This is a genomic window from Rhodococcus sp. NPDC079359 (assembly GCF_040702585.1).
In the GTDB taxonomy this organism is placed as follows: domain Bacteria; phylum Actinomycetota; class Actinomycetes; order Mycobacteriales; family Mycobacteriaceae; genus Rhodococcoides.
The window spans coordinates 37,542-62,479 of the sequence record NZ_JBFBLH010000004.1; the positions used below are offsets into that span (position 1 = coordinate 37,542).

Below are 24,938 nucleotides of genomic sequence, written 5' to 3' on the forward strand. Positions count from 1 at the left end.
GAACTCGCGGAGACGAGCGAGCCGGTTCGGTGTGCGAATCACTCGATCGGGGAGCAGAATCAGCCGAACCGGTTGATTCGAGAGTTTCTCTCCACGTTGGGAGTCGCCCACATGACCTCGTCGAACAGACCTGCATCGAGTCTGCGATCGCAACTGCTTCGCAAGAAGCCGATCGTGGATCCGGACCAGCAGAGCAGTGGCGGGTTGGAACGCACCATCGGCACGTTTCAGCTGACGATGTTCGGCGTCGGTGCCACCATCGGTACCGGCATCTTCTTCGTCCTGTCGCTCGCGGTTCCCGAAGCCGGTCCTGCAGTGGTGCTTTCGTTCCTGGCCGCGGGTATCGCGGCAGGCCTTGCAGCTATCTGTTACGCCGAAATGGCATCGGCGGTACCGGTTTCAGGCTCGACCTACTCCTACGCGTACGTGACGATGGGCGAGGTGGTCGCGATGGGCGTCGCCGCCTGCCTGTTGCTCGAGTACGGAGTGTCCAGCGCTGCCGTCGCCGTCGGGTGGAGCGGGTACCTCAACGAGTTGTTGAACAATCTCTTCGGCTTCACCATCCCGCACGCGCTGTCCGCTGCCCCGGGTGACGCCGATCCCGGCATCATGAATCTGCCTGCGGTCGTGCTGATCGTGCTGTGCGCCGTTCTGCTCATTCGCGGTGCGAGCGAGTCGGCGGCCGTCAACGCAGTCATGGTCGTCATCAAACTCGGCGTGCTGGCTCTGTTCGCGATCGTAGGATTCACCGCCTTCGACTCCGGCAACTTCTCCGACTTCATGCCCCTGGGCGCAGCAGGTGTGACCGCGGCCGCAGGCACGATCTTCTTCTCGTTCATCGGACTCGACGCGGTGTCCACCGCGGGCGACGAGGTGAAGGATCCGCAGAAGACCATGCCGCGGGCCATCATTGCGGCGCTGATCGTCGTCATCGTCTTCTATCTCGTCGTCGCCGTGGCCGCCCTTGGCACTCAGCCCTGGACCGACTTCGCCGGCCAGGAGGAAGCCGGGCTGGCGGAGATCCTGCGTAACGTGACCGGGCAGGCCTGGCCGGCAACGATTCTGGCTGCAGGTGCGGTGATCTCCATCTTCTCGGTGACCCTGGTGACGATGTACGGGCAGACTCGCATCCTGTTCGCCATGGGCCGAGACGGCATGCTGCCCAAAGCTTTCGCCAAGGTCAGTCCTCGCACGCACACCCCGGTCAACAACACGATCGTCGTCGCCGTCGTGATCTCGATCCTCGCCGCGTTCATTCCGCTCGACAAGCTGGCGGACCTGGTGTCGATCGGCACCCTCGTCGCATTCATCGTCGTGTCCATCGGAGTGATCGTGCTGCGCCGCTCGATGCCCGATCTCGAGCGGCCGTTCAAGGTTCCGGGATACCCGGTGACTCCGGTGCTGTCGGTCCTCGCGTGCCTGTACATCCTGTCCGGGCTGCACTGGACCACGTGGTTCTGGTTCGGGCTCTGGCTCGCGGTGGTGTTGGCGTTCTACTACTTCTGGGGTCGGCACCATTCGGCATTGCGTGGTGCAGGGCAGGACGCGCGATGAGCGTGCTGATTGCGTTCGCACCGGGGAAGGGCAGCGTCGGTGCCCTCGATCTCGGTGCCCAACTCGCCCGGTCGACCGGTGCCGACATCGACGTGGCGACGGTGGTTCCCAAGCCGTGGTCGACGCCGTCGATGGCCCGCGTCGATGCCGAGTTCGCGGATTGGGCGGCGGCAACGGCAGCCGAATCCGAGGCGAAGGCGCGGCACTATCTGCAGGAGAAAGCGCCCGACATCGCCGCGTCGTTCCACCGCCTCGCGCACCGCTCGGTGTCGACGGCGTTGACCGATGCGGCGGACAGTCTCGGGGCCGCGGTTCTGGTTCTCGGCTCCTCGGGCGACGGCGCACTCGGGCAGGTCGTCGTCGGGTCGACCGCCGACAAACTGCTGCACTCGTCGCCGGTGACGGTGGCGCTGGCCCCGCGCGGCTATCGCGTGCGCGAGCGCGCGACTCTGACGCGGATCACGTGCGCGTTCTCCGGTGACAGCGAGGCCTCGCGCGTGGTGGGACCCACCGCCGAACTGGCCAGCGAAGCAGGCGTTCCGCTTCGTCTGGCGTCGTTCGTGGTCCGTGGTGCGACGATGTATCCGCCAGAAATCGGGCTACGAGCCGAGGACGACGTCGCCGCCGAGCTGTCCCGGGGGCTCAGCGAGGCGCTCACCGCAGCAGTGGACGACGCGGTTGCGGTGGGACTCCCGGTCGATCGGGTGACGACCGAGTTGGCCTCGGCCGGCAGTTGGCGCGAAGCCCTCGACGAACTGCACTGGCAGGACGGCGAAGTACTGACCATCGGATCGTCCGGGCCACTGGGACCCATCGCTCGGGTGTTTCTCGGTTCCCGGGCAACGAAGATCATCCGTCATTCGCCGGTGCCGATCCTGGTGCTGCCGCGGCGGTGACGTCCTATCGGTTGAGGGCGAGAACCGACAACAGCTCGTAGGCCACGTGAGCCGCAGCGATTCCGGTGATCTCGGCGTGGTCGTAGGCCGGCGCGACCTCGACGATGTCGGCGCCGACGACATTCAGGCCGACGAGTCCGCGCAGAGTGTTGAGCAACTCTCGGGAGGTCATGCCGCCGGCTTCGGGAGTGCCGGTGCCGGGCGCATGTGCTGGGTCGAGAACGTCGATGTCGACCGAGACGTAGACCGGGCCGCCGTCCAGACGTCTGCGCATCCGCTCGACGATGCTGGCGACACCGTCGACCTCGTAATCGTCGGAACGAATGACCTGGAAGCCCAGAACTCGATCGTCCTCGAGGTCCTGCTCGCTGTAGAGCGGGCCGCGAATACCGATGTGCTGTGAGCGTTCGAGGTCGATCAGGCCTTCCTCACTGGCTCGTCGAAACGGGGTTCCATGGGTGTAGGGCGCACCGAAGTACGTGTCCCACGTGTCGAGGTGAGCGTCGAAGTGCAGCACTGCAATCGGTCCGTGGTCGCGTGCGAGCGAGCGCAGAATCGGCAGTGCGATGGTGTGATCGCCGCCGAGGGTCAGAACCGAGGAGCCGTCGGCGCGCAGGTCGGTCACCGCGTCGTGCACCGTGGTGAGCGCCTCGGTGATGTCGAACGGATTGACTCCGATGTCGCCGAAGTCCGCAACTTGCTGGCGGGCGAACGGCGAGACCTTCAGGGCAGGGTTGTAGGGCCGCAACAGTTTCGAGGCAGCACGGATGTGCCCGGGACCGAAACGTGCGCCCGGGCGGTAACTCACGCCGGAATCGAACGGGACGCCGAGGATGGTCACGTCGGCTCGGGACACCTCGTCGAGGCGCGGGAGCCGAGCGAAAGTGGTGGGCTCGGCGTAGCGGGGGACCTTGGTCGCGTCGACCGGACCGATCGGTGGGTGCTCGGGACTGCTCGGGTTCATCGAGAATTCCTTCCGAATTTCACAGAGTCCGGTGACAGTGGAGTCGACCAGTTCGCCCGGCAAGCGTTACTCTGATGCACGATCTTGTCAACATGAGTTTCCTGAGAGGCGATGACGGTGTCGATTGCTGCTTCGGTCGAGAACGACGCGCCACGTATCGGCGCGCGACTGAAGGAAGCACGCAAGAAGAAGCGGCTGACTCTCGACGCCCTCGCCGATACCTGCGGGGTGACCAAGGGGTACCTGTCCAAGCTCGAGCGCGATCAGGTGAACGCATCGGTCGCGTCGTTGGTTCGGGTCTGTGCTGCGCTCGACGTTCCGGTCGGCTCCCTGTTCGACGACGCCCCCGCCGGTGAAGTGGTGCGCGCGCAATCGTTGCCGCGCATCATGTTCGGGGGAACGGCGATGACGGAGTATCTGTTGACCCCGGTCGGGGAGCGGCGGGTCCAGGTACTGCTGGGGGAGATCGAGGAGGGTGGCGGCAGTGGCGCGGAGGCGTACACCCTGCCGTTGGACGTCACGTTCGTACACGTGCTGTCCGGCGAGGTTCGAGTGACCTTCGAGGAAGATCCAGGCGGTGCCTTCGGCGGCGACGACGTGCTGCTCGGACCGGGCGATGCGTTCACGTTCTCGCCGCGACGCCCGCACAGTTTTCGCAGCGACAGCAGTGGTGGTGCCCGGGTCCTGTGGGTGCTGGCACCTGCGCTGCCCGAAGAGTTGCACAACAGGAAACCGGAGTTTCTCTCATGACGGTCATCGTGTCGCTGTTCCAAGGGCCGGAGTTCTCCGCCGACGTCGAGGCCAACCTGTCGGCGATCGATGCCGCGGCGAGCAGTGCAGCCGAAGCAGGCGCGTCGATGCTGGTGACCCCGGAAATGTCGGTCAGCGGCTACGACATCGGCGATCTCGTGCGCGAACGAGCCGAAACGTTCGACGGTTCGATCTTCGAGCGCATCGCCTCGATCGCGCGAACACACGGTGTCGCGATCGTGTACGGATACCCCGAACTCGGTCATTCGAATCACGGGGGCGAGGCCGTGTTCAACGCGGTGCAGGTGGTCGACGCATCCGGACGATCGGTCGCGCGTTATCGCAAGACGCACCTGTTCGGGGCCCTCGATCGCACCCACTTCACCCCGGGGCCGGACCTGGTGGTGCAGTTCGACTTCGGCGGGCTGCAGTGCGGTGTACTCACCTGCTACGACGTCGAATTTCCCGAAGCCGTTCGCGCGCACGCCGATGCCGGCACCGAATGGTTGATCGTTCCCACCGGTCTGATGACCCCGTTCGAGATCATCGCCACTCACGTCGTTCCCACGCGGGCGTACGAGAGCCAACTGTTCATCACCTACGTCAATCGCTGCGGCACCGAGGCGAGCCTGAGATATTGCGGGCTGACCTGTGCCGTCGGGCCGGCCGGCAACGACCTCGCGCGAGCCGGTGAACACGAAGAACTGCTGACCTTCGAGCTGGATCCGGCCGAGCTCGCTCGATCGCGTGCGGTCAACACCCATCTGGCCGATCGCCGTACCGACCTCTACCCGACAGGACCCTCACGGGCCGAGCAGGAGACCGACCGATGACCACACCCGTCACCCCGGACAGCGCAATCGCATCCGAGGACGACCAGCCGCTCACGATGTTCGGCCCGGACTTTCCATTCGCGTACGACGATTACCTCGCGCATCCGGCCGGCCTGGGGAGCATTCCCGACGCGGCCCTCGGTACCCGGGTCGCCGTGATCGGCGGCGGACTCGCCGGTATGGTCGTCGCCCATGAATTGCTGAAGCTCGGCATGGAACCCGTTGTGTACGAATCGGATCGGATCGGCGGCCGGATGCGCTCGGTACCGTTCGACGGGCATCCCGGTGTGGTGGCAGAGATGGGCGCGATGCGTTTTCCGCCGTCGTCGACCGCGCTGTTCCACTACCTCGACGCCGTCGGGCTCGAGACGACTCCGTTTCCGAACCCGCTGGCCGAGGTGACCCCCAGTACGGTGATCGACCTCAAGGGTGAGAGCCACTACGCACGCAAGCTCGACGATCTCCCGCCGATCTTCGCCGAGGTCGCCGACGCGTGGAACAGGACACTCGAGGAACACGCCGAGTTGATTCCGCTGCAGCGCGCCATCCGCAGGCGGGACGTGGCCGAGATCAAGCGGATCTGGAACGAGCTGATCGTGAAGTTCGACGATCAGACCTTCTACGGCTTTCTGGCTGCGTCCGAGCACTTCTCGTCGTTTCGGATGCGAGAGCTGTTCGGCCAGGTCGGTTTCGGAACGGGCGGATGGGACACCGACTATCCCAACTCGATCCTCGAGATCCTTCGCGTCGTCATCACGGCAGCGGACGATCACCATCGCGGAATCGTCGGCGGCTCACAGCAACTCCCGATGCGGTTGTGGACCGACTCGCCGGCAAACATGGCGCACTGGCCCGCAGGCACATCGGTCGCGTCACTGAACGGCGGCACCACGATGTCGCGCGTCACCGAGATCAGGCGCACCGACGGCGGCACCACGATCCACGACGATCGCGGCAACATTCGCACCTACGCCGCCGCCGTCGTGACCGCCCAGAGCTGGATGCTGCTGAGCAACATCAGATGCGACGACGAGCTGTTCCCCATCGACCACTGGACCGCCATCGAACGCACCCACTACATGGGGTCGACCAAGGTGTTCGCACTCGTCGATCGGCCGTTCTGGAAGGACAAGGATCCGGTCACCGGCCGCGATCTGGTGAGCATGACGCTGACCGATCGAATGAGTCGCGGCACGTACCTACTCGACCAGGGTGAGGGCAAGCCCGGGCTGATCTGCCTGTCCTACACGTGGTCCGACGACTCGCTCAAGCTGCTGGCCCTGGATCCGACCGAGCGCATGAACATCATGCTGCGATCGCTGGAGGAGATCTATCCCGGTGTCGACTTCCGCAGTCACATCATTTCCACGCCGGTGACTCTGTCCTGGGAAACCGAACGCGATTTCATGGGCGCATTCAAGGCGAATCTGCCGGGCCACTATCGATACCAGGAAAGACTGTTCACCCATTTCGTGCAGCACGATCTCGAACCTCGACACCGGGGGATCTTTCTCGCCGGCGACGACATCTCGTGGACGGCAGGGTGGGCTGAGGGAGCCATTCACACCGCACTCAACGCGGTGTGGGGCGTCGTGCATCACTTGGGCGGTTCGTCGGCAGACGGCAATCCGGGACCGGGCGATGTGTTCGAGTCGATCGCTCCGCTTCGGTTGGGCGACTGAGCTTTCGGAGACAACGACCTGGGTGTGCGCTCGTCGAACACGAACAGTGCCAGAGCGGCGGTCAGCATCACGGCTACGACCCAGATCGCCCGTAGCCCGAACAGCTCGACCGCGACTGCGCCGAGCAGCGCCCCGCCGAAGAATCCGGAGATCACCGCGCCGAACCGTCGGGCGCGGGTGCCGGCCTCGAGATCGTGTTCGACCACCCGATGGAATGCAGCCATCGCCATGCTGCGGAGATTGCCGGTCGTCATCGTGGTGTTGAACGGCGAATCGACCAGCACACGAAAGGTGGTCACCTGCACGCCGGCAACGTGAGCGAGGATCACCGAGACCACTGCATCGGGGACGGTGGCCGGCAGAAATCCGACGACGAGGACCACGAGGATCTCGAACACCAGCACCGCCCGCACCGGTCGTCGGACGATCCTCGCAACCGCGGGCAGCGCGATGAATTCTGCGGTCGCGACGCCCAGGACGAAGGCCGCCAACGGGGGTAGGAACGCGAGCGCTTCGACCCACCGGCCGGCGGCGACATCGACGCCGAGCAGCACGACGTTGCCGGTCTGCGCGCCGGCGAACACGCCGCCGCGGGTGATGTAGGTGTACGCGTCGAGGAATCCACCGACTGCCGCCAGCAGTACTCCGAGTCGAACCGATTTCGCAGTGGCGACGGCGATGTGGGGCTGCGGCGTGCTCATCGAGAAATACTGACACGATTGCCGATGTTCACGATGTCGCGGCAAGCAGTGAAAGCAACAATTCCGCCCGCACCCGCGCCGACGTCAGATCGACCGACAGTAGTTCTTCGCATCGGGTGATCCGGTTTCGCAGCGTGTGGCGATGAACGGACAGGTTCGCCGCAGCGGTCTCCCAATGCCCGTTCGCTTCGAGGAAAGCCCGAAGCGATCCCACCAGATCGGCGGTGTGGGTGCGGTCGTACTCGGACAGCACTGCAACGGTCACGGCGGCCATCGCACGCAACGATTCCTGTACAGGTTCGGAGGCCAACAGCATCGATCCGGTGAACTCGACGATCCGATCGCCAGAGCCGGCCGCTGCGCACGCGAGCGAAGCCTGCTTCAGAGCGACGGGAGTCTCGGTGATGGGGAGGCTGGAACTGAGGCCGACGCGCACCGACCTCGGCAGTGAATCGAACAGTCGGGCAACGACATCGGAGTCGTCGGTACCGCGGAACAACACCACCACACCGGTGTCGGTCTGCCGAGTGAACGTGGGCCGCGCCCTGGCTCGGCACTCGGCATCGATCGCCTCGACGATGCGCTCGGACGGTCCGCGGACAACGGCGACCCTGATGCGAGAGTCGTCGTCGGCGGCGTCGACGAGATAGCTCGGTAGCGCGGTGCCGTCGGGGGAGGGCAGATGGCCGTCCAGCAACAATCCGAGCGCGAGCGTGTTGAGTCGCGACTGCTCGGCGCGCAGTCGCGTGGGCTTCTCGAGCTCGAGGGTCACCAGCGACACCGCGTGCCCGAGCAGGATCTGCTCGACGCCCGTCACCGGGCCTGCGGTGCGAATGGCGAGAAAGCTCGACGCCCCGCCGGAGATGGCGACCGAATGCAGAGTCACGGTGCACCCCGGTTCGCTGACCGACACCGTGGCCGGTGCCGACGACGGGCGAATGCTGCGGGCTACGTCGCGGGCGCGCTCGACGAGATCCGCTGCGGCGGCGGGATGGAACGATTCGGTGCGATTGCCGATCAGCGCCACCGATGTGGACGTGGCGACGGCCAGTTCGCGAACGATCGCGTCGACGCCGCCGTGCAGTGCTGCCCTGGTGATGCGGGTCTGGACCGACGCCGCACGCAGAACCTGCTCGTATTCCTGCTCGGCTATGCGTTTCATGACCGCTCTGATGACGGCGGCGAACGGGATGTCGTAGGGAACCTCCACGACGGGAAGCCCGACATCCTCGGCGGTGTCGAGAATATGACGGGGAATAGTGCTGTGGGACAACCCGACTCCGAATCCGAGACAGGCGACACCCGCGGCCGCCAAGGTCCGGACGTAGGTACCGAGAGCTGGGCCGTCGGCGTCGAAGCCGAGTCCGGTCGTGAGAATCAGTTCACCGCCCGACAGCCACGGACTGGGATCGATGAGTTCGGTCGCCTGCGCGAAGGTGATGGGCGCAGCGCTGCGCTCCGGTCCGCCGCGGTGACTCAGGCGAAGGTGTTGCTGCCTCAACAGCCAGGACATCTGCACGCTCACCGATCGAACTGTAGCGGCAGAACTGCCGAAATGGAGTGCAATGTGCCGTCGAGGTGTACGAAATGGCGTCCGGCCGTCGTGCTCGTCGAGTCGCATACTTGCACGACAAGCCCACACGAAAGGTGCGACCCATGGCCTCGATCGAGTACCGACTTCCGCAGGAGCGCAAGATCGTCACCGCCTTCCCCGGGCCGAAGTCGGCGGCGTTGGCGCAGCGGCGCAAGGCCGTCGTCGGTGCAGGCGTTGCCTCGACGCTGCCGGTGTACGTGGCTGACGCGGACGGTGGCGTCGTGGTCGATGTCGACGGGAACTCGCTGATCGACCTCGGGGCCGGAATCGCCGTGACCACCGTCGGTGCCTCGAACCCGGCAGTCGTTGCCGCCGTGCAGGATCAGGTCGCACACTTCACCCACACGTGCTTCATGGTCGCGCCGTACGAGGGCTACATCGAGGTCGCCGAGAAGCTGGCCGCGTTGACCCCGGGCGATCACGACAAGCGCAGCGTCCTGTTCAACAGTGGTGCCGAGGCCGTCGAGAACGCCGTGAAGATCGCACGTCACGCCACCGGGCGGTCCGCTGTCGTCGTGTTCGACCACGCGTACCACGGCCGCACCAACCTGACGATGGCACTGACGTCGAAGTCGATGCCGTACAAGAGCGGATTCGGGCCGTTCGCTCCCGAGGTCTATCGAGCGCCGATGTCGTACCCGTTCCGCGAAGGTCTGAACGTCGACGGTTCCGCGGTGACCGGTGCCCAGGCTGCGGCGCGAGCGATCTCCGTCGTCGACAAGCAAATCGGTGCAGGCAATCTCGCGGCCATCCTGATCGAGCCGATTCAGGGTGAGGGCGGCTTCATCGTGCCCGCAGAAGGATTCCTGCCTGCACTGGCGGATTGGGCACGTGAGAACGGCGTCGTGTTCATCGCCGACGAGGTGCAGTCCGGCTTCACTCGGACCGGGGCCTGGTTCGCCAGCGAGCACGAGGGCGTCGTACCGGATCTGATCACGATGGCGAAGGGCATCGCGGGCGGGATGCCGCTGGCCGCGGTCACCGGCCGTGCCGACCTGATCGATGCCGTGCACCCCGGTGGGCTCGGTGGCACGTACGGCGGCAACCCCGTCGCCTGCGCCGCAGCCCTGGCGTCCATCGAGCAGATGGAGACACTCGGTCTCAATGCCCGAGCGCGCGACATCGAACGCATCGTGTTCGAGCGACTGAACGCGTTGAGTGCCGAGGTCGGCATCATCGGTGAGGTGCGTGGCCGCGGAGCCATGCTTGCGCTCGAGCTCGTGCTACCGGGTGGGCGTGAGCCCAACCCGGAGGCCACCAAAGCCGTTGCGGCGGCGGCACTCGAGGCCGGAGTGATCGTGCTGACGTGCGGCACCTACGGCAACGTCATCCGGTTGCTGCCGCCCCTGGTGATCTCCGACGACTTGCTGAGCGAGGCGCTCACCGTCCTCGAAGATGCGCTTCGTGCTGCTGCACAGGGGAACTGACATGTCGGCTACCGACCTGATCTCCTCGCTGCCCACCGATCTGTGGCTCGGCGGCGTGCAGTCGACCTCTGCGTCGGGCGCACGATTCGCCGTGCTGAACCCGGCGACCGGCGAGGAGTTGACGACTGTCGCCGACGCGACCGCCGCCGATGGCATCACCGCGCTCGACCGTGCCGCCGAGGCGCAGCCGGGGTGGGCGGCGACGCCCGCTCGTGAGCGAGCCGAGATCCTGCGGCGCGCCTTCGACCTGCTGCAGGAGCGTGCTGCCGACTTCGCTCTGCTGATGACGCTCGAAATGGGAAAGTCGTTGGCGGAGAGCCACGGTGAGGTGAAGTACGGTAGCGAATTCCTGCGCTGGTTCAGTGAGGAAGCCGTTCGGATCGGTGGCCGGTTCACCCCCGCGCCTGCGGGTAACGGCTCGATCCTGGTCACCAAGTCGCCGGTCGGCCCGGTACTGGCGATCACCCCGTGGAACTTTCCGTTGGCCATGGGCACACGCAAGATCGGGCCGGCACTGGCCGCGGGCTGCACCGTCATCGTCAAACCGGCCGAGGACACCCCGCTGACGATGCTTCTGCTCGGACAGGTGTTCGCCGACGCCGGGTTGCCGAGCGGTGTGCTGTCGATACTTCCCACCTCCGACGCCGCCTCCGTCACCGGACCGTTGATGGACGATCCGAGGCTGCGGAAGATCACGTTCACCGGTTCGACCGGAGTAGGAAAACTGTTGGTGCGCAACGCTGCCGACAGGCTGCTGCGGACGTCGATGGAACTCGGTGGCAACGCTCCGTTCATCGTGTTCGACGACGCAGACATCGACGCCGCTGTCGACGGAGCGATGCTGGCCAAGATGCGCAACGGCGGCGAGGCGTGCACGGCAGCGAACCGCCTGTACGTCGCGAACTCCGTGCGTGAGGAATTCACTGCGAAGTTGACGGCGCGCATCGAGGCATTGACGGTCGGCCCTGGTGATCGAGAGGGCACCGACATCGGCCCACTGATCAACGACAAGCAGCGCCGAACGGTCACCGCGTTGGTCGACGATGCCGTGGCCAAGGGTGCCCGGGTGCGCACCGGGGGCACGACGCCCGAGGGAGCCGGCTTCTTCTACTCGCCCACGGTCCTCGACTCGATTCCTGCCGACGCGAATCTGTTGCAGGACGAGATCTTCGGCCCCGTGGCGGCGATCATCGGATTCGACACCGAGGCCGAGGCCATTGCTGCGGCCAACGACACCCGATACGGGTTGGTGGCGTACTTCTTCACCGAGAGCCTCGACCGTGCCCTGCGGGTGTCGGCGGCACTGGACACCGGCATGGTCGGGGTCAATCGCGGTGCGATCTCCGACGCGGCCGCACCGTTCGGTGGCGTCAAGGAATCGGGCTTCGGACGCGAGGGTGGTTCGGAGGGCATCGAGGAGTACCTCGAGACCAAGTACATCGCGCTGCAATAGCCGCTGCACGTAGCGCTCCACTCCGCGACCGTCAGCGCGGGTATTGCCGATTTACGGCCGGGAGTGGAGCGTCGTGTGCAGGCCGCCGCTCAGCTCTGCGCGGCGGCGATTCGATCCTCGGCCAGGCGATCTGCCGCCGCTCCCAGCAGGATGCCCTCGGTGCGGGCGATGGCGAAGATGCCGGCGACGGTATCGCGGATCTTGCCGATCGTGGCCATCACCTCGCCGGAATCCTTGCCGCGCAGTTCGCCTTCCACCTGGATCAGGCCACCGGCGTTGGCGACGTAGTCGGGTACCCAGACTATTCCGCGCGCAGCCAGCATGGCTTCGACATCGGGTGTGAGGAGTTGATTGTTCGCCGCGCCGCACACGATGGACGCCGACAACCGGGCCACCGAGGACGCGTCGAGAGTGGCACCCATGGCGCACGGGGCGTAGACGTCGATGTCGGCACCGATTATGTCGGATCCGACGGTGACACCGGGGAAGTCGGCAACGATGCGATCGAGGGCGGGCGCGTAGGAGTCGCTGACGATCACCTCGGCACCGGCATCGCGAAGCAGGGCGACGAGGTTGTAGCCCACTTTGCCTGCACCCTCGACGCCGATGCGCTTTCCGGTCAGATCGTCCGAGCCCCAGGTCGATTCGGCTGCGGCCAGAAGAGAGAGAAAGACTCCGAGCGCGGTTTGGGGGCCGCTGTCGCCGGTGCCGCCTGCGGTGGTGTTCTTGCCGACGACGTGCGCCGTTTCTTCGGCGATGATGTCGAGATCGTCGCTGTTGGTGCCCACATCGCCTGCGGTGACGTACGTTCCGCCGAGCGACTCGACGAACCGGCCGTACGCGCCAAGCAGGGTCGGGGTCTTGATGGCGTTGGGGTTGCCGATGATCACCGCTTTACCGCCGCCGAGATCGACTCCCGCGACGGCCGCCTTGTAGGTCATTCCCCGGGAGAGCCGTAGTACATCGGTCAACGCATCCTGCTCGGATGCGTAGGGGTAGAAGCGAGTTCCGCCGAGAGCGGGTCCCAACGCAGTGGAGTGGACCGCGATGATCGCGCGCAGACCGGTGTCGGGATCCTGACAGAACACGACGCGTTCGTGTGCGGAGTCGCGCGGCATGTCGGGGCGATCGAAGACGCCCGTCGGCAGGGGATCGTTCGGGGTGGGTACGACGGCGGGGCGGTCGGCAACGATGGACACAGGCAGTCTCTTTCGGTGATGAGGCGGCGGTACCCGGAAATGGATGGTGTCCGGGAACATGTCCGTCGAAGAGTGCCGTGAACGTGCACGCTGGTCAACCACCGTCGCCGAGAACGTGCATGTTGCACTGTGGCGCGTGAATCGACTCGGCAGAGCTGGTCTGGCTGCTCAGCGTCGGCCCTCCTCGGCGAGCTGCTCGAGCAACGGCTTGGTGCGGTACTGGATCAACTCGCTCATCGCGATGGACATGTTGGTGCGCTCGACGCCGGGGATATCGAGGATGAGACCTGCGATGCGATACAGGTCGTCGGCGTCGACTGCGGCGATGCGAATGTGCATGTCCGCAGCACCGGACAGTCCGAACACCTCGAGCACTTCCGGAATGGTGCGCAGGTGCTCGGTGACTGCAGCCAAGGTGTGCTGGTTGACCTGAGCTGTGACGAATGCTTGCAGCGGGCGGCCGAGAGATTTCGGTGGAATACGGTGATCGATCGGCGTGAGCGACCCCTTGTCGTCCCATCTACCGAGGCGCGCCTGCACGGTGTTGCGGGACAGGCCCAAGGTGGTGGCGAGTTCGACGCCGGTGGCTCGCGGCTTGGCGCAGAGGGCGAGGAGGAGTCGGGCGTCGGTCTTGTCCAGATCGGTCATTGCGCACTTCCTGTCGCTCGGTCGTTACCCAATATTGTGCATCGTGCGCAGTTCTGAAGTCAGCACTTGTGCACCCTGGCTGTCGGTGGTGTCCTTGTGAAGGACATCACACCACGACGGAGAGTGCGACGAACATGAACACCACCTCGCTGGTACAGCTGATCAAAGAATCTGGAACGGTGGTCCGCAACGAGACCTACTCACCTCTCGTCGCGGACATCGACACGGCCGCGATGATGGAGATGTACCGCGATCTCGTGGTCGTCCGGCGCATCGACACCGAGGCGACCGCGCTACAGCGACAGGGCGAACTGGGCTTGTGGGCACCGCTGCTCGGGCAGGAAGCGGCACAGGTGGGTTCGGCTCGAGCGCTCGACACCGAGGACTTCGTGTTCGCCAGTTACCGCGAGCACGGCGTCGCCTACTGCCGGGGCGTCGACCCCACCCAGATGCTGCGGTTCTGGCGCGGATCGACGCTCTCGGGCTGGGACCCGTACGAGTACCGCATGACTACACCGGCGATCATCGTCGGCTCGCAGGGATTGCACGCCACCGGGTACGCGATCGGCATGCAGCTCGAGGGAGCCGAGGGCGCGGCCATCACCTACTTCGGTGACGGCGCGACCAGTCAGGGCGACATCTCCGAGGCGCTGGGCTTCGCCGCCAGTTTCCATGCACCGGTGGTGTTCTTCTGTCAGAACAATCAGTGGGCGATCTCCGAGCCGGTGACGGTGCAGACGAAGGCGACGATCGCCGCCCGCGGTGAGGGCTACGGCATTCCGTCGGTCCGCGTCGACGGCAACGACGTTCTCGCCGTCCTGGCCGTCACCAGGGCAGCGCTCGCTCGCGCCCGCGAGGGCAGCGGCCCGACTCTCATCGAGGCCGTCACCTACCGCATGGGCCCGCACACCACCTCCGACGACCCGACGCGATACCGCTCGGGTGCCACCGACGACGAATGGCGCGCCAAGGATCCGATCGACCGAATCGAGAAGCTACTGAGGCGAATCGGCGTGTTCGACGACGCATTCGCCGCCTCGGTCAAGCGCACCGCCGATGACGTCGCGGCCGAGCTTCGTCGCGGATGCCTCGAGACCGTCGAACCGGCTGCGATGTCGGTGTTCGACAACGTCTACGCCGACCCCCACCCCCTCCTGGACGACGAGCGAGCCCAGTTCGCCTCGTACCAAGCCGGATTCGAAGGAGCTTCGTCATGACCACCCTGGAACGGCCCACCAGTCTTCCGTTGGGCAAGGCCATCAACGCAGGTCTGCGACGAGCGATGGAGAACGATCCGAAGGTTCTGCTGATGGGCGAGGACATCGGCAAGCTCGGCGGCGTCTTCCGCATCACCGACGGCCTGCAGAAGGACTTCGGCCCCGGACGGGTACTCGACATGCCGCTGGCGGAGTCGGGCATCATCGGCACCGCAGTCGGACTCGCGATGCGGGGATTCCGCCCGGTGTGCGAAATCCAGTTCGACGGCTTCATCTATCCGGCGTTCGACCAGATCGTCTCGCAGGTCGCCAAACTGCACTACCGCACCAGTGGAAACGTCAAGATTCCCATGACGATTCGGGTGCCCTACGGCGGCGGAATCGGTGCCGTCGAGCATCACTCGGAGTCTCCCGAAGGCTATTTCGCGCAGACCGCAGGACTTCGCGTCGTCACGTGCAGCAACGCCGCCGACGGCTACTCCATGATTCAGCAGGCCATTGCCAGCGACGATCCGGTCCTGTTCTTCGAGCCGAAGCGTCGGTACTGGGAGAAGAGCCCGATCGACCTCGATGCCGACGCGTCGTACCCGCTGCATCGGGCGCGGGTGGTCACCGAGGGCACCGACCTCACCTTGATCGCGTACGGACCGCTCGTCGCCACTGCCCGCAAAGCCGCCGAAGTCGCTGCCCACGAGGGGGTCTCGATCGAGGTCATCGATCTTCGTTCACTCTCACCCATCGACTTCGAGACCATCGAGGCCTCGGTACGCAAGACCGGGCACCTGGTCGTCACGCATGAGGCCCCCGTGTTCATGGGCCTCGGCTCCGAGATCGCCGCTCGGATCTCCGAACGCTGCTTCTACAACCTGGAGGCGCCGGTACTGCGCGTCGGCGGCTTCGGTACGCCCTACCCGGCATCGAAGCTGGAGAAGTTCTATCTCCCCGACGTCGACCGGATTCTCGACGCAGTCGACCGCTGCCGCTCGCACTGACCTCGCGCTCACCGACCGCCGCCGATACGTACCGAACAGGATTCGACGATGCCCACCATCAAGAGCTTTCCGTTGCCCGACCTCGGGGAAGGACTCACCGAAGCCGATCTGCTGACCTGGCTGGTCGCGGTCGGCGACACGATCGAGTTGAACCAGAACATCGCCGAGGTCGAAACGGCCAAGGCCGCCGTCGAACTTCCGTCACCGTTCGCGGGCGTCGTTGCTGCCCTGCATGTGTCGGAGGGTGACACCGTCGAGGTCGGGGTTCCGATCATCGACATCCGAGTCGATGGAGACACCGAGGACCCCGACGTCGTCGTCACCGGCACCGATGTGGACGACGCGAGTCCTGTCGAGGACAGCGAGGAACGCGTTCCGGTTCTCGTCGGTTACGGCGTGGCGAAGGAAGGATCGAGTCGACGCGGCGGCCGGGGGACCACTCCGGTCTCTGCGGCATCGACCGGGCAGAACGGCAAACCGCTGGCTTCACCGCCGGTGCGAAAGATCGCCAAGGACAACGCCGTCGACCTCTCCGAGGTACCCCCGACCGGAGCTCGCGGCGACGTCACCCGAGACGATGTCGAGTCGTATCTGCACGGAGCCGACACTGCAGGGGAGCAGACCCCACTGCGGGTCGGCCGCGAAGAGCGGACCCCGATCAAGGGGGTGCGCAAACATACTGCGGATGCAATGGTGCGCAGTGCATTCACCGCTCCGCACGTCACCGAGTTCGTCACGGTGGACGTCACCGACACCCTGACTTTGCTGGACTCGCTACGGTCCTCCACCCACTTCGCCGACGTGCGGCTGACCCCGCTGGCGCTGGTCGCCAAAGCGGTTCTCGTTGCGCTGAAATCGAATCCCTCGCTCAACTCCTCCTGGGACGAGACTGCTCAGGAGATCGTCACCAAGCACTACGTCAACCTCGGCATCGCCGCAGCAACCCCGCGCGGATTGATGGTGCCCAACATCAAGGATGCACACGAACTGTCCCTGGTGGACATCGCCCGCGCACTGGCAGAGCTGACGCGAACGGCCAAGGAGGGCAAGAGCAGTCCGGCCGACCTGGCGGACGGCACGATCACGATCACCAACGTCGGAGTGTTCGGAGTGGACGCGGGCACTCCCATTCTCAATCCCGGCGAGGCTGCCATCCTGTGCTTCGGTTCGATCCGCCGCATGCCGTGGGAGCACGAGGGCGAGATCGCATTGCGGTCCGTGACGACCCTGTCGCTCTCGTTCGATCACCGCCTCGTCGACGGCCAGCAAGGTTCGCAGTTCCTGGCCCTCGTCGGCCGGTTGCTGAGCACTCCGATGGATATGATCGCCCTGAGCTGATTCCTCAGCTCGGCTCGACGCAGACAGCTCGATGGAGACAAAGGTGCGAGTGTGGCCGAGGCGATCGACGAGTACTTCCTGAAGCAGGTTCGGTCGGCTCGGAACGGAGATTCGGCCGTTGCCGATCCGGACCGACTGCTCCGGTACTTCGACGCGCAGCTCGCCAGCAGGCATCTCGACTTCGCCGCGCGCTGGTTGCAATCAGCTGGCTTCGGCTACTACACCATCGGCTCGTCCGGGCACGAGGCCAACGCAGCCGTCGGTGCCGCGACGACGGTCACCGACCCGGCACTGCTGCACTACCGCTCCGGTGGTTTCTACGCGGCACGTGCACAACAGTATTCGGACGCGACCCCGATCCGGGATGTGCTGGCGAGTCTGGTCGCCTCGACTGGCGATCCGATGTCCGGCGGCCGCCACAAGGTGTTCGGACATCCGGATCTGGGGATCGTTCCACAGACATCGACCATCGGCTCGCAGGTACCGCGCGCAGTCGGTCTGGCGTTTGCACTCGGCCGGGCGAAGGCTCTGCGGCATCGCACCCCGTGGCCCGAGGACGCCATTGTCGTGTGCAGCTTCGGCGACGCCTCGGCCAACCATTCGACGACGGTGGGGGCGCTCAACTCGGCGGCCTACTGCGCGCACCAATCCGTTCCGATGCCGATATTGTTCGTCTGCGAGGACAACGGGATCGGCATCAGTACCCGATCGCCGCGAGGGTGGATAGCGCAGTCGCTCGGCAGATTTCCCTCGATCGAGTACGTGCGGGCCGACGGACACGATCCTGATGCATTGATGCATACCGTCGACGCTGCCGTTGCTACCGTGCGGACACGGCGTCGACCGGTGGTCCTGCACCTCGAGACGGTGCGGCTGATGGGCCACGCCGGATCCGACGCCGAGCTCGCGTACCGAACCAATGCAGACATCGTCGGCGACTACATTCGAGATCCGTTGCTCGCCAATGCACGTACGCTGATCGGGGCCGGGGTGCTCTCGGCAGCCGACGTCGAAGTGCGCTACGAGGCGATGCGCGAGACCGTCATGGCCGAGGCCGAGGTAATGGTCGAGTCAGTGCGGACCGGGGCGTCGTTGCGCCTGGCCACCGCGGACGAGGTGATGGCTCCGCTGACCGAACGGCGACCCGCTGCCGTGGCCGCCACCGAGCAGAGCCTGCGGCCCGCACAGGGTGGGCCGCATCTGACGCTCGCCGCCATGATCAACAGGACCCTCACCGAGATCATGGCAGCGCGACCGGACGTCCTCGTGTTCGGGGAGGACGTGGCCGTCAAGGGCGGCGTCTACGGTGTCACGAAGGGTCTATGCAAGAAGTTCGGCGCAGCACGGGTTTTCGAGACGCTGCTCGACGAGCAGACGGTGCTCGGCACCGCCCTCGGTACTGCGCTCGCCGGGTTCGTTCCGATACCCGAAATTCAGTATCTGGCGTACCTGCACAATGCGGAGGATCAGTTGCGCGGCGAGGCCGCGTCGCTCAAGTTCTTCTCCGATTCGCAGTTCACCAACGGGATGGTCGTGCGCATAGCAGGCCTGGCGTATCAGCGTGGTTTCGGTGGGCACTTTCACAACGACAACGCGGTTGCGGTGCTGCGTGATATTCCCGGCATCGTCGTTGCCGTTCCGAGTTCCGCGGCCGAGGCCGCCGCCCTGCTGCGGACGTGTGTGGCACTGGCCGTGGAGGAGGGACGGGTATGCGTCTTTCTCGAGCCGATCGCGTTGTATCACCGCACCGACCTGCTCGACGGTGACGGGGCGCTCCGCTGCACCGACGAAGGCCCGGCCCAATTCGGCACCGTCGCAAAGCATTCGGACGGAGGCGATCTTGCCATCGTCACGTTCGGAAACGGGGTGGTGATGAGCAGGAGTGCGGTGCCGAGGTTGCGTGAGCACGGAATCGGCGTGACGATCGTCGACCTGCGGTGGATCGTTCCGCTGCCGATCGACGACCTTCTGCGCCGGCTCGACGGCTTCGATCGAGTGTTGGTCGCCGACGAGACCCGGCACGACGGGGGAGTGGGAGAAGGCGTCGTGACGGCATTGATCGAGGGTGGCTACGCGGGCACGGTCCGCCGAGTGGCGAGCAAGAATTCGTTCGTGCCCCTCGGCGAAGCAGCCGATCTCGTCCTCCTGTCGGAAGACGAGATCGTTTCTGCAGCTGTGAAGATGGTTCGATCCGGTTGAGTCAGTGCACCGGCTGTGCGGGAGCGACCTCGTCGAGATCACTACGTGCCGGGGTGCGGATGAAGAACGACGCCACCACCGCAACCAGCGATACTGCACCGCCGTAGAGGAAGGCGGTGTGGATGCCTGCCTCCGAACCTGCCAACTGAGTTGCGCCGTCGGAGATTCGGGCTGCCGCGGTATTCGACATGACGGTGACGAACAGTGCGGTCCCGGCTGCGCCTGCCAACTGCTGCACGGTGTTGAAGATGGCACTACCGTGCGAGTACAGCTGGGTTGGAAGCGATCCCAGCGACGAGGTCATGAGCGGCGTCATGATGAGCGCGAGCCCCGCCGAGAGCAGCATGTGGATGCCGATCACCAAAGGCAGTGCGGTCTGCGCGTCGAGCACGGTCATCGACCACAGGGCGGCGCTCACCACCATCGCACCTGGAATGACCAACGGGCGCGGTCCGATTCGGTCGAAGATGCGCCCGACGAACGGCGCGAGCAGGCCCATCAGCAGTCCGCCGGGGAGCAGCATCAGTCCGGTGTCCAGGGTGTCGAGACCGCGGACGTTCTGCAGGTACATCGGTAGCAGGATCAGGGCACCGAACAGGGCCATCATCGAGATTGCGATCATGCCGAGGCCGATGCTGAAGGTCGGGGTACGGAACGGACGCATGTCCAACAGTGCGCCGCCGCGGTCCTGACGCGAGATCTGACGCAGCACGAACACCACGAGGGCAATCGCTCCGACCGCCAGTGGCAGCCAAACCGGCACCACGGACTCCTCGGCCGAATGTCCCAGGCTGCTCAGGCCGTAGACGATCCCGCCGAAAGCCAACGCGGACAACACGACCGACAGGGGATCGAACGACGGTCGACCGGTCTGGGTCACGTTTTTCACCAGGGTGGTCCCGATGGCGAACGCGACGAGCGCGATCGGCAAAACGAGCCAGAACATCCAACGCCAGTTCAGCGAATCGAGGATGATGCCCGAGATCGTCGGACCGATGGCGGGGGCCACGGCGATGACGATGGAGATCACGCCCATCATTGCGCCGCGCTTGTGCGCGGGAACGACGGTCAGCACCGTCGTCATCAACAGCGGCAACATGATCGCCGTGCCGCTGGCCTGCGTGACGCGTCCGAGCAGGAGCAGCTCGAAGCCCGGGGCAGAGGCTGCGAGCAGTGTGCCGACGGTGAACAGACTCATCGCAGCCACGAATACCTGGCGCAACGTGAAGCGCTGGAACAGGAATCCGGTGATGGGGATGACCACGGCCATCGTCAACAGGAATCCGGTGGTGAGCCACTGCGCCGTCGTCGCCGTGATGTCGAGGTCGACCATCAGGGTCGGGAGTGCCACGCTCATGATCGTCTCGTTGAGGATCATGACGAACGCGGCGATGACGAGAATGCCGATCAGAAGTTTGCTGCCCGGCGCGAGTTCGTCGTCCGGCGCGGACTCGGATGTGTGGTCGGTCTGAGGTGAGTTCATCGGACGCTTTCGAGTATCGGTACAAGGTGCGGACAACGGACCGCCTAGATAGCTTGAGTCACCATGACAGTGACTGTCAACTTGAATATTGCTGGTAAGTTGACGGTGAGAACCCGAAGGAGTGACGAGGATGACCGAACGAGTGTTGGATCTGCGAGAACGACGTCGCCGAGACACCCAGCTCGAGATCTCCTGCGCAGCGCTCGACCTGTTCGAGAAGCAGGGGTGCGCCGCGACGACGGTCGACGAGATCGCGCGTCGGGCAGGGGTATCGCCCAGCACGTTCTTCCGTAGTTTCGCGTCGAAGGAAGAATCCGTCCTCGGAAACGACCCCGAGCTGGACGTCGATCTGCACGCCTGGCTGGCGTCCACGGCACCGGAGAACATCACCATCACCGGAATCGAAGCACTCTACGAGCGATCCGTCGAACGATTTTCCTCCGCACCGGACGAGGTGCGTGATCGTCTCCTTCGCACCCGACGGCTGATCGGGGCCGACGCGCACCTGCGATCCGCGGCCTTCGCCCACGACGCGATGACATTGTGCCGCGTCACCGATGCGGTGGCCGAACGATTCGGTGGCCACGAATCGCGTTCCTATGCACGACTTCTGGTGGAGGGTGCCGGCATGGTCATGCGCATCGCCTTCGACGACTGGGCCGAGCGGGTCGACGGTGGACAGGACGCCGATCTACTGGACATCTACCGAACCACGGTGCTTGATCTACGACGCGTCGTCGGTAGAGCGGCTGCGCCGCACGTGAGTGAAACTTCGTAGCAGGGGTCGAGTTTTCGTGCACGTGGCGCGAAGCGCCTCTCACCCGAAGCGCTGCGGAGCCACGTCGCCCGGCCGTAGTCCGCGCTCGGTCACATCGACCGGAAGTGGTTGCCGCCGAATCAGAGACGCGCCCACCCTGGCCAGCGCCGCACACGTCTGGATTCCGTATCCGCCCTGGCCGGCGCACCAGAAGAAGCCTTCGACTTCTCGATCGAAGCCCACGACCGGGGTGCGATCGGCAACGAAACTGCGCAGACCCGCCCAGGACGAGCGCAGATGCCGGCCCGTCAGCGTGGTCGCCTCGGCGATGTCGTCGAACGCCCGCGCGATCTCCAGTTCGTCCGGACGGGCATCGCTCGGTTCGGTGGGCGTCTCGTCCGCAGGCGAACACAACAGTTGTGCGCCTTCGGGTTTGATGTAGAACTTCTCGTCCATGTCGCTCAACGTCGCAAGATTCGCGGTGTCCAGATTGTCGGGTGCGGCGACCATGAACACCGACCGACGCATCGGCACGAGCCCGATGGGATCGGCTCCCGCCATCGCTCCGAGAACATCCGCCCACGCGCCTGCTGCGTCGACGACGAGCGGCGCGGTGTGGACCGACCCGTCCGTGGTGTGCACGTGCCACAGTCCGTCGACACGTCGCAGTTGCGTCACACCTGCCCCGGTGTGGACTCGCCCACCTCGATCGCGCAGCCCCCGCACGAACCCCTGATGCAGCGCGTGTACGTCGACCTCCATCGAATGTGGTTCGTACAGTGCACAATCGATCAGTTCGGGACGCAGCGGCGGAAAGAGCGTCCGCGCGTCGGCCGGGGATACCAGTTGGGCGTCCGGGGTCAGTCGGCTGACGTCCGCGTACATTGCCTCCAGCGCGTCACCTCGGCCGCTGGCCGCGAACTGCAGCAGCGGACGCGGGGCGAGCAATTCGGATCGGAAGTGTTCCGGCGGGTTCGTCAGGAATTCTCGACTCGCCGTCGTCAGAGCGCGAATGGTGCTGTTGCCGTAGGTCTCCAGAAACAGTGCGGCCGAGCGGCCGGTGGTGTGGAAGGCCAGGGTCTTCTCGCGCTCGAGCAGCGTGACACGTCGGTCGCTCGCGAGTTCGTATCCGAGCGAGACACCCCCGATTCCGCCGCCGATCACGATGACGTCGGTGGAGTTCGGATCTCGCTCGGACGTGGTCATGGATTGCTTCCGTTCGTTGTCTCTGCGGTCCACTGCGCGCCCGGTCCGATCGCCTCGTCGAAGATCAGCCAGGTGCGCGTCGACAGTATCCCGTCGAGTCCCTGCAGCTTGTCGAGTACCAGATGGCGTAGCGCCGAGGTGTCCGGAGCTCGCACCAGAACGAGTGCGTCGAAGTCGCCGCCCATGAGGCTGACGTGTTCGACGAACGGAAAGGTGCTCAGGTCGTCGGCGACGGCTCGCCAGGAATCCTGCCGAATGGACAGTGCCACATAGGCCGACGCGCCGAACCCCGCCTTCTCGTAGGCGATGCGTGCGGTGAATCCCTCGATGACACCTTCGTCGACGAGGCGGTCGACGCGCACGTAGGCGTGCGCCCGCGAGATGTGGGTGGCCTCGGCCAGGGCGCGCATGGACATTCGGCCGTCGCGGCTGAGCTCGGTGACGATGCGTCGGTCCACGTCGTCGAGACGGTACTCGGGTCGGTGCTGTGCCATCCGTCCACTCCAGGTCGCTCGGAAAGGGTCTGTGTAGACGAATTGTCACATCTTTGCCGGTTATCAGCTATCTATCTCGGATCCGGCCCTCGATTTGAATGTCGGTCCATCTGACCGCACTCTGTGTAGAACACATCGATCCGCGACGAACACGCGCAGAAGGGGTAGTCATGACCACGACCGACACGCTCGATCACGTCACGACCTCGGTCGCACGACGCGTTCGACAGGGATACGAAACAGACTTCGTTGAGTGGACCGATCACGGGATGGATCTGGTCCGAACCTTTCCCGGATTTCTCGGTGGCGGCTGGCTGCGCAGTTCCGGTGATTCCAGCGACTATCACGTGGTGTACCGATTCGAGACCCACGATGACCTCGACGCCTGGCTGCGCTCGGATGCCAGGCGCACCTGGCTCGCCACCGGCCGTCCCATCGCCGACGACGTTGCGACCCATCGACTCTCCGGTGTGGAGGGATGGTTCGAGCCGCAGTCCAACCTCACCGACGCCGTTCGGGTGATCGGTGGGCCGCCGCCGCGGTGGAAGCAGGCGATCTCGATCGGCGTGGCCTTCTACGCTGTCAGTCTGCTCGTCAACATCGTTCTCACTCCGCACCTGACGGAGCTGAACGTGGCTCTGCGGACCGCACTGGTGGTGATGATGTGCACGCCGCTGATGGTCTACGTGGTGATGCCGTTCGTCACCGCCCGGCTACGGCGGTGGCTGGTACCGCACTCGTAGCTTCACCTTCGATAGGGTCGAAGCATGCCCGACGCCCCGGTACACGATCAATTCGCCCTCGACGGGGCCTGGAACTTCCGTGATCTCGGCGGTGTGCGTACCACGGACGGGGCGACGGTTCGGCCCGGATTGTTCTATCGCGCATCCGAATTGAGCGGGTTGACCGAGGTCGGGCAGCGCGTTGTCGCGGATCTCGGCATCCGTACCGTGTTCGATTTTCGCGGTGATGCGGAGGCCGAGCGAAGCGGTGTCGACAGGGTTCCCGCCGGCGTCGAGTCGATCTCCGTGCCGTACGAGAATCTGAAGGGCGAGCGAGCCCCACACGAGGCGGCGCCGATTCTCGACGAGCAGAGTCAGGTGGACTACATGATGCGCGCGTACGCGTCGTTCTCGACTCTCGACGGTGCGTCGCATGCGATCAAGCGGGTGGTGGACGAGATCGTGGGGCGTCGCGGCGGTGTCCTGGTGCACTGCGCAGCGGGTAAGGACCGCGCGGGGTGGACGGTCGCGACGGTGTTACGTGCGGCAGGCGTCGACGAGGACGACATCGTCGCGGACTATCTGAGAAGCAACGATGCGATGGAGCCGTTGCTCGCGCACGTCCGCCGGACCTGGGCCGGACTCCACGACGTTCTGCCGACCGAGGCGATCCTGGGCGTTCGTGCGTCCTATCTGGAGCACGGATGGGCCACCATGGAGTCGAACCACGGTTCGTTCGGCGGATATCTGACGCACCTGGGTATCGATCGGGATCTCCGGCAACGCCTGACTGCCGCCCTCGTGCAGGGCTGAGCGGTAACCTCGCCCC

General features: G+C 65.3%; 22 protein-coding genes. 14 read left to right on the forward strand and 8 right to left on the reverse strand.

Features of this window, described 5'->3' with window-relative positions:
- Positions 1–111 precede the first annotated feature (111 nt).
- Together AB0362_RS11505 and AB0362_RS11510 are read left to right on the forward strand one after the other, a co-directional pair.
- Complete coding sequence (locus AB0362_RS11505; RefSeq protein WP_068050370.1) at positions 112–1,554, forward strand: amino acid permease; 1,443 nt, start codon at positions 112–114, stop codon at positions 1,552–1,554.
- Positions 1,551–2,450 (forward strand): universal stress protein, encoded by a 900-nt coding sequence (locus AB0362_RS11510; protein WP_317808620.1) that lies wholly within the window; start codon positions 1,551–1,553, stop codon positions 2,448–2,450. Before AB0362_RS11505 ends, AB0362_RS11510 begins: the two co-directional genes overlap by 4 nt.
- A 4-nt stretch (positions 2,451–2,454) precedes the next feature.
- On the opposite strand, the gene speB is transcribed toward AB0362_RS11510, so the two are convergent.
- Positions 2,455–3,414 carry an agmatinase gene (speB, locus tag AB0362_RS11515; protein ID WP_149405281.1) on the reverse strand — a complete coding sequence of 320 codons (960 nt, stop codon included), beginning with the start codon at positions 3,412–3,414 and terminating at the stop codon, positions 2,455–2,457.
- A 111-nt stretch (positions 3,415–3,525) separates the two neighbouring features.
- On the opposite strand from speB, the gene AB0362_RS11520 reads away from it, so the two are divergent.
- From AB0362_RS11520 to AB0362_RS11530, 3 genes are read left to right on the forward strand one after another with little or no spacing between them, the layout of a single operon-like run.
- On the forward strand, positions 3,526–4,164 hold the full coding sequence (locus tag AB0362_RS11520) for an XRE family transcriptional regulator (RefSeq protein ID WP_317808622.1): 639 nt from the start codon (positions 3,526–3,528) through the stop codon (positions 4,162–4,164).
- The gene (locus tag AB0362_RS11525) at positions 4,161–4,997 is read left to right on the forward strand and encodes a carbon-nitrogen hydrolase family protein (RefSeq protein ID WP_317808624.1); all 837 of its coding nucleotides are present in this window, start codon (positions 4,161–4,163) and stop codon (positions 4,995–4,997) included. The genes AB0362_RS11520 and AB0362_RS11525 overlap by 4 nt, the downstream gene beginning before the upstream one ends.
- Positions 4,994–6,679 carry an NAD(P)/FAD-dependent oxidoreductase gene (locus AB0362_RS11530; protein WP_317808625.1) on the forward strand — a complete coding sequence of 562 codons (1,686 nt, stop codon included), beginning with the start codon at positions 4,994–4,996 and terminating at the stop codon, positions 6,677–6,679. Before AB0362_RS11525 ends, AB0362_RS11530 begins: the two co-directional genes overlap by 4 nt.
- On the opposite strand, the gene AB0362_RS11535 is transcribed toward AB0362_RS11530, so the two are convergent.
- The gene (locus tag AB0362_RS11535; protein ID WP_317808627.1) at positions 6,595–7,380 is read right to left on the reverse strand and encodes a YoaK family protein; all 786 of its coding nucleotides are present in this window, start codon (positions 7,378–7,380) and stop codon (positions 6,595–6,597) included. The two genes, AB0362_RS11530 and AB0362_RS11535, sit on opposite strands and share 85 nt — an antisense overlap.
- Positions 7,381–7,408: 28 nt before the next feature.
- Positions 7,409–8,905, reverse strand: coding sequence for a PucR family transcriptional regulator ligand-binding domain-containing protein (locus AB0362_RS11540; RefSeq protein ID WP_317808629.1), 1,497 nt, complete (start codon positions 8,903–8,905; stop codon positions 7,409–7,411).
- Positions 8,906–9,036: 131 nt separating this feature from the next.
- On the opposite strand from AB0362_RS11540, the gene gabT reads away from it, so the two are divergent.
- Both gabT and AB0362_RS11550 read left to right on the forward strand, forming a co-directional pair.
- The gene (gene gabT / locus AB0362_RS11545; protein ID WP_317808631.1) at positions 9,037–10,401 is read left to right on the forward strand and encodes a 4-aminobutyrate--2-oxoglutarate transaminase; all 1,365 of its coding nucleotides are present in this window, start codon (positions 9,037–9,039) and stop codon (positions 10,399–10,401) included.
- 1 nt (position 10,402) lies between these two features.
- Positions 10,403–11,854: an NAD-dependent succinate-semialdehyde dehydrogenase gene (locus AB0362_RS11550; RefSeq protein WP_317808633.1), complete on the forward strand. Its 1,452-nt coding sequence runs from the start codon at positions 10,403–10,405 to the stop codon at positions 11,852–11,854.
- An 89-nt stretch (positions 11,855–11,943) separates the two neighbouring features.
- Here AB0362_RS11550 and AB0362_RS11555 read toward each other — a convergent pair whose 3' ends face one another.
- Positions 11,944–12,972, reverse strand: a complete 1,029-nt coding sequence (locus AB0362_RS11555) for a Glu/Leu/Phe/Val dehydrogenase dimerization domain-containing protein (RefSeq protein WP_317808806.1) — start codon at positions 12,970–12,972, stop codon at positions 11,944–11,946.
- A gap of 249 nt (positions 12,973–13,221) precedes the next feature.
- Positions 13,222–13,701, reverse strand: coding sequence for an Lrp/AsnC family transcriptional regulator (locus AB0362_RS11560; RefSeq protein WP_149405290.1), 480 nt, complete (start codon positions 13,699–13,701; stop codon positions 13,222–13,224).
- A gap of 134 nt (positions 13,702–13,835) precedes the next feature.
- Between AB0362_RS11560 and pdhA the strand changes: the two genes are divergently transcribed.
- From pdhA to AB0362_RS11580, 4 genes are read left to right on the forward strand one after another with little or no spacing between them, the layout of a single operon-like run.
- Positions 13,836–14,918, forward strand: a complete 1,083-nt coding sequence (gene pdhA, locus AB0362_RS11565) for a pyruvate dehydrogenase (acetyl-transferring) E1 component subunit alpha (protein ID WP_149405291.1) — start codon at positions 13,836–13,838, stop codon at positions 14,916–14,918.
- Positions 14,915–15,910: an alpha-ketoacid dehydrogenase subunit beta gene (locus tag AB0362_RS11570; RefSeq protein WP_317808636.1), complete on the forward strand. Its 996-nt coding sequence runs from the start codon at positions 14,915–14,917 to the stop codon at positions 15,908–15,910. Before pdhA ends, AB0362_RS11570 begins: the two co-directional genes overlap by 4 nt.
- A gap of 48 nt (positions 15,911–15,958) precedes the next feature.
- Positions 15,959–17,248, forward strand: a complete 1,290-nt coding sequence (locus tag AB0362_RS11575; RefSeq protein WP_317808638.1) for a dihydrolipoamide acetyltransferase family protein — start codon at positions 15,959–15,961, stop codon at positions 17,246–17,248.
- A 51-nt stretch (positions 17,249–17,299) separates the two neighbouring features.
- On the forward strand, positions 17,300–19,447 hold the full coding sequence (locus AB0362_RS11580) for a thiamine pyrophosphate-dependent enzyme (protein ID WP_366235634.1): 2,148 nt from the start codon (positions 17,300–17,302) through the stop codon (positions 19,445–19,447).
- A gap of 1 nt (position 19,448) precedes the next feature.
- On the opposite strand, the gene AB0362_RS11585 is transcribed toward AB0362_RS11580, so the two are convergent.
- A complete protein-coding gene (locus AB0362_RS11585) occupies positions 19,449–20,930 on the reverse strand; it encodes an MDR family MFS transporter (RefSeq protein WP_317808642.1) in 1,482 nt (493 codons plus the stop codon).
- Positions 20,931–21,060: 130 nt separating this feature from the next.
- On the opposite strand from AB0362_RS11585, the gene AB0362_RS11590 reads away from it, so the two are divergent.
- The gene (locus AB0362_RS11590) at positions 21,061–21,708 is read left to right on the forward strand and encodes a helix-turn-helix domain-containing protein (protein WP_317808643.1); all 648 of its coding nucleotides are present in this window, start codon (positions 21,061–21,063) and stop codon (positions 21,706–21,708) included.
- Between the two features lie 39 nt (positions 21,709–21,747).
- Here AB0362_RS11590 and AB0362_RS11595 read toward each other — a convergent pair whose 3' ends face one another.
- Both AB0362_RS11595 and AB0362_RS11600 read right to left on the reverse strand, forming a co-directional pair.
- Entirely contained in the window at positions 21,748–22,893 is a 1,146-nt protein-coding gene (locus AB0362_RS11595) for an FAD-binding oxidoreductase (RefSeq protein ID WP_317808645.1), read from the reverse strand.
- The gene (locus tag AB0362_RS11600) at positions 22,890–23,387 is read right to left on the reverse strand and encodes an Lrp/AsnC family transcriptional regulator (RefSeq protein WP_094686552.1); all 498 of its coding nucleotides are present in this window, start codon (positions 23,385–23,387) and stop codon (positions 22,890–22,892) included. Before AB0362_RS11600 ends, AB0362_RS11595 begins: the two co-directional genes overlap by 4 nt.
- A 170-nt stretch (positions 23,388–23,557) precedes the next feature.
- Between AB0362_RS11600 and AB0362_RS11605 the strand changes: the two genes are divergently transcribed.
- Positions 23,558–24,130 carry an antibiotic biosynthesis monooxygenase gene (locus AB0362_RS11605; RefSeq protein WP_317808647.1) on the forward strand — a complete coding sequence of 191 codons (573 nt, stop codon included), beginning with the start codon at positions 23,558–23,560 and terminating at the stop codon, positions 24,128–24,130.
- Positions 24,131–24,154: 24 nt separating this feature from the next.
- Positions 24,155–24,922, forward strand: a complete 768-nt coding sequence (locus AB0362_RS11610; protein WP_317808649.1) for a tyrosine-protein phosphatase — start codon at positions 24,155–24,157, stop codon at positions 24,920–24,922.
- Positions 24,923–24,938 lie beyond the last annotated feature (16 nt).

What these genes read in the sequence shown, in the direction of transcription:
- AB0362_RS11510 (WP_317808620.1), top strand. Translation starts at nt 1,551, where the DNA reads ATGAGCGTGCTGATTGCGTTCGCACCGGGGAAGGGCAGCGTCGGTGCC.
- AB0362_RS11595 (WP_317808645.1), bottom strand. Translation starts at nt 22,893, where the DNA reads ATGACCACGTCCGAGCGAGATCCGAACTCCACCGACGTCATCGTGATC.
- AB0362_RS11600 (WP_094686552.1), bottom strand. Translation starts at nt 23,387, where the DNA reads ATGGCACAGCACCGACCCGAGTACCGTCTCGACGACGTGGACCGACGC.
- speB (WP_149405281.1), bottom strand. Translation starts at nt 3,414, where the DNA reads ATGAACCCGAGCAGTCCCGAGCACCCACCGATCGGTCCGGTCGACGCG.
- AB0362_RS11555 (WP_317808806.1), bottom strand. Translation starts at nt 12,972, where the DNA reads ATGCCGCGCGACTCCGCACACGAACGCGTCGTGTTCTGTCAGGATCCC.
- AB0362_RS11535 (WP_317808627.1), bottom strand. Translation starts at nt 7,380, where the DNA reads ATGAGCACGCCGCAGCCCCACATCGCCGTCGCCACTGCGAAATCGGTT.
- AB0362_RS11530 (WP_317808625.1), top strand. Translation starts at nt 4,994, where the DNA reads ATGACCACACCCGTCACCCCGGACAGCGCAATCGCATCCGAGGACGAC.
- AB0362_RS11610 (WP_317808649.1), top strand. Translation starts at nt 24,155, where the DNA reads ATGCCCGACGCCCCGGTACACGATCAATTCGCCCTCGACGGGGCCTGG.
- AB0362_RS11520 (WP_317808622.1), top strand. Translation starts at nt 3,526, where the DNA reads ATGACGGTGTCGATTGCTGCTTCGGTCGAGAACGACGCGCCACGTATC.
- AB0362_RS11560 (WP_149405290.1), bottom strand. Translation starts at nt 13,701, where the DNA reads ATGACCGATCTGGACAAGACCGACGCCCGACTCCTCCTCGCCCTCTGC.
- pdhA (WP_149405291.1), top strand. Translation starts at nt 13,836, where the DNA reads ATGAACACCACCTCGCTGGTACAGCTGATCAAAGAATCTGGAACGGTG.
- AB0362_RS11575 (WP_317808638.1), top strand. Translation starts at nt 15,959, where the DNA reads ATGCCCACCATCAAGAGCTTTCCGTTGCCCGACCTCGGGGAAGGACTC.
- AB0362_RS11585 (WP_317808642.1), bottom strand. Translation starts at nt 20,930, where the DNA reads ATGAACTCACCTCAGACCGACCACACATCCGAGTCCGCGCCGGACGAC.
- AB0362_RS11590 (WP_317808643.1), top strand. Translation starts at nt 21,061, where the DNA reads ATGACCGAACGAGTGTTGGATCTGCGAGAACGACGTCGCCGAGACACC.
- AB0362_RS11505 (WP_068050370.1), top strand. Translation starts at nt 112, where the DNA reads ATGACCTCGTCGAACAGACCTGCATCGAGTCTGCGATCGCAACTGCTT.
- AB0362_RS11605 (WP_317808647.1), top strand. Translation starts at nt 23,558, where the DNA reads ATGACCACGACCGACACGCTCGATCACGTCACGACCTCGGTCGCACGA.
- AB0362_RS11525 (WP_317808624.1), top strand. Translation starts at nt 4,161, where the DNA reads ATGACGGTCATCGTGTCGCTGTTCCAAGGGCCGGAGTTCTCCGCCGAC.
- gabT (WP_317808631.1), top strand. Translation starts at nt 9,037, where the DNA reads ATGGCCTCGATCGAGTACCGACTTCCGCAGGAGCGCAAGATCGTCACC.
- AB0362_RS11550 (WP_317808633.1), top strand. Translation starts at nt 10,403, where the DNA reads ATGTCGGCTACCGACCTGATCTCCTCGCTGCCCACCGATCTGTGGCTC.
- AB0362_RS11570 (WP_317808636.1), top strand. Translation starts at nt 14,915, where the DNA reads ATGACCACCCTGGAACGGCCCACCAGTCTTCCGTTGGGCAAGGCCATC.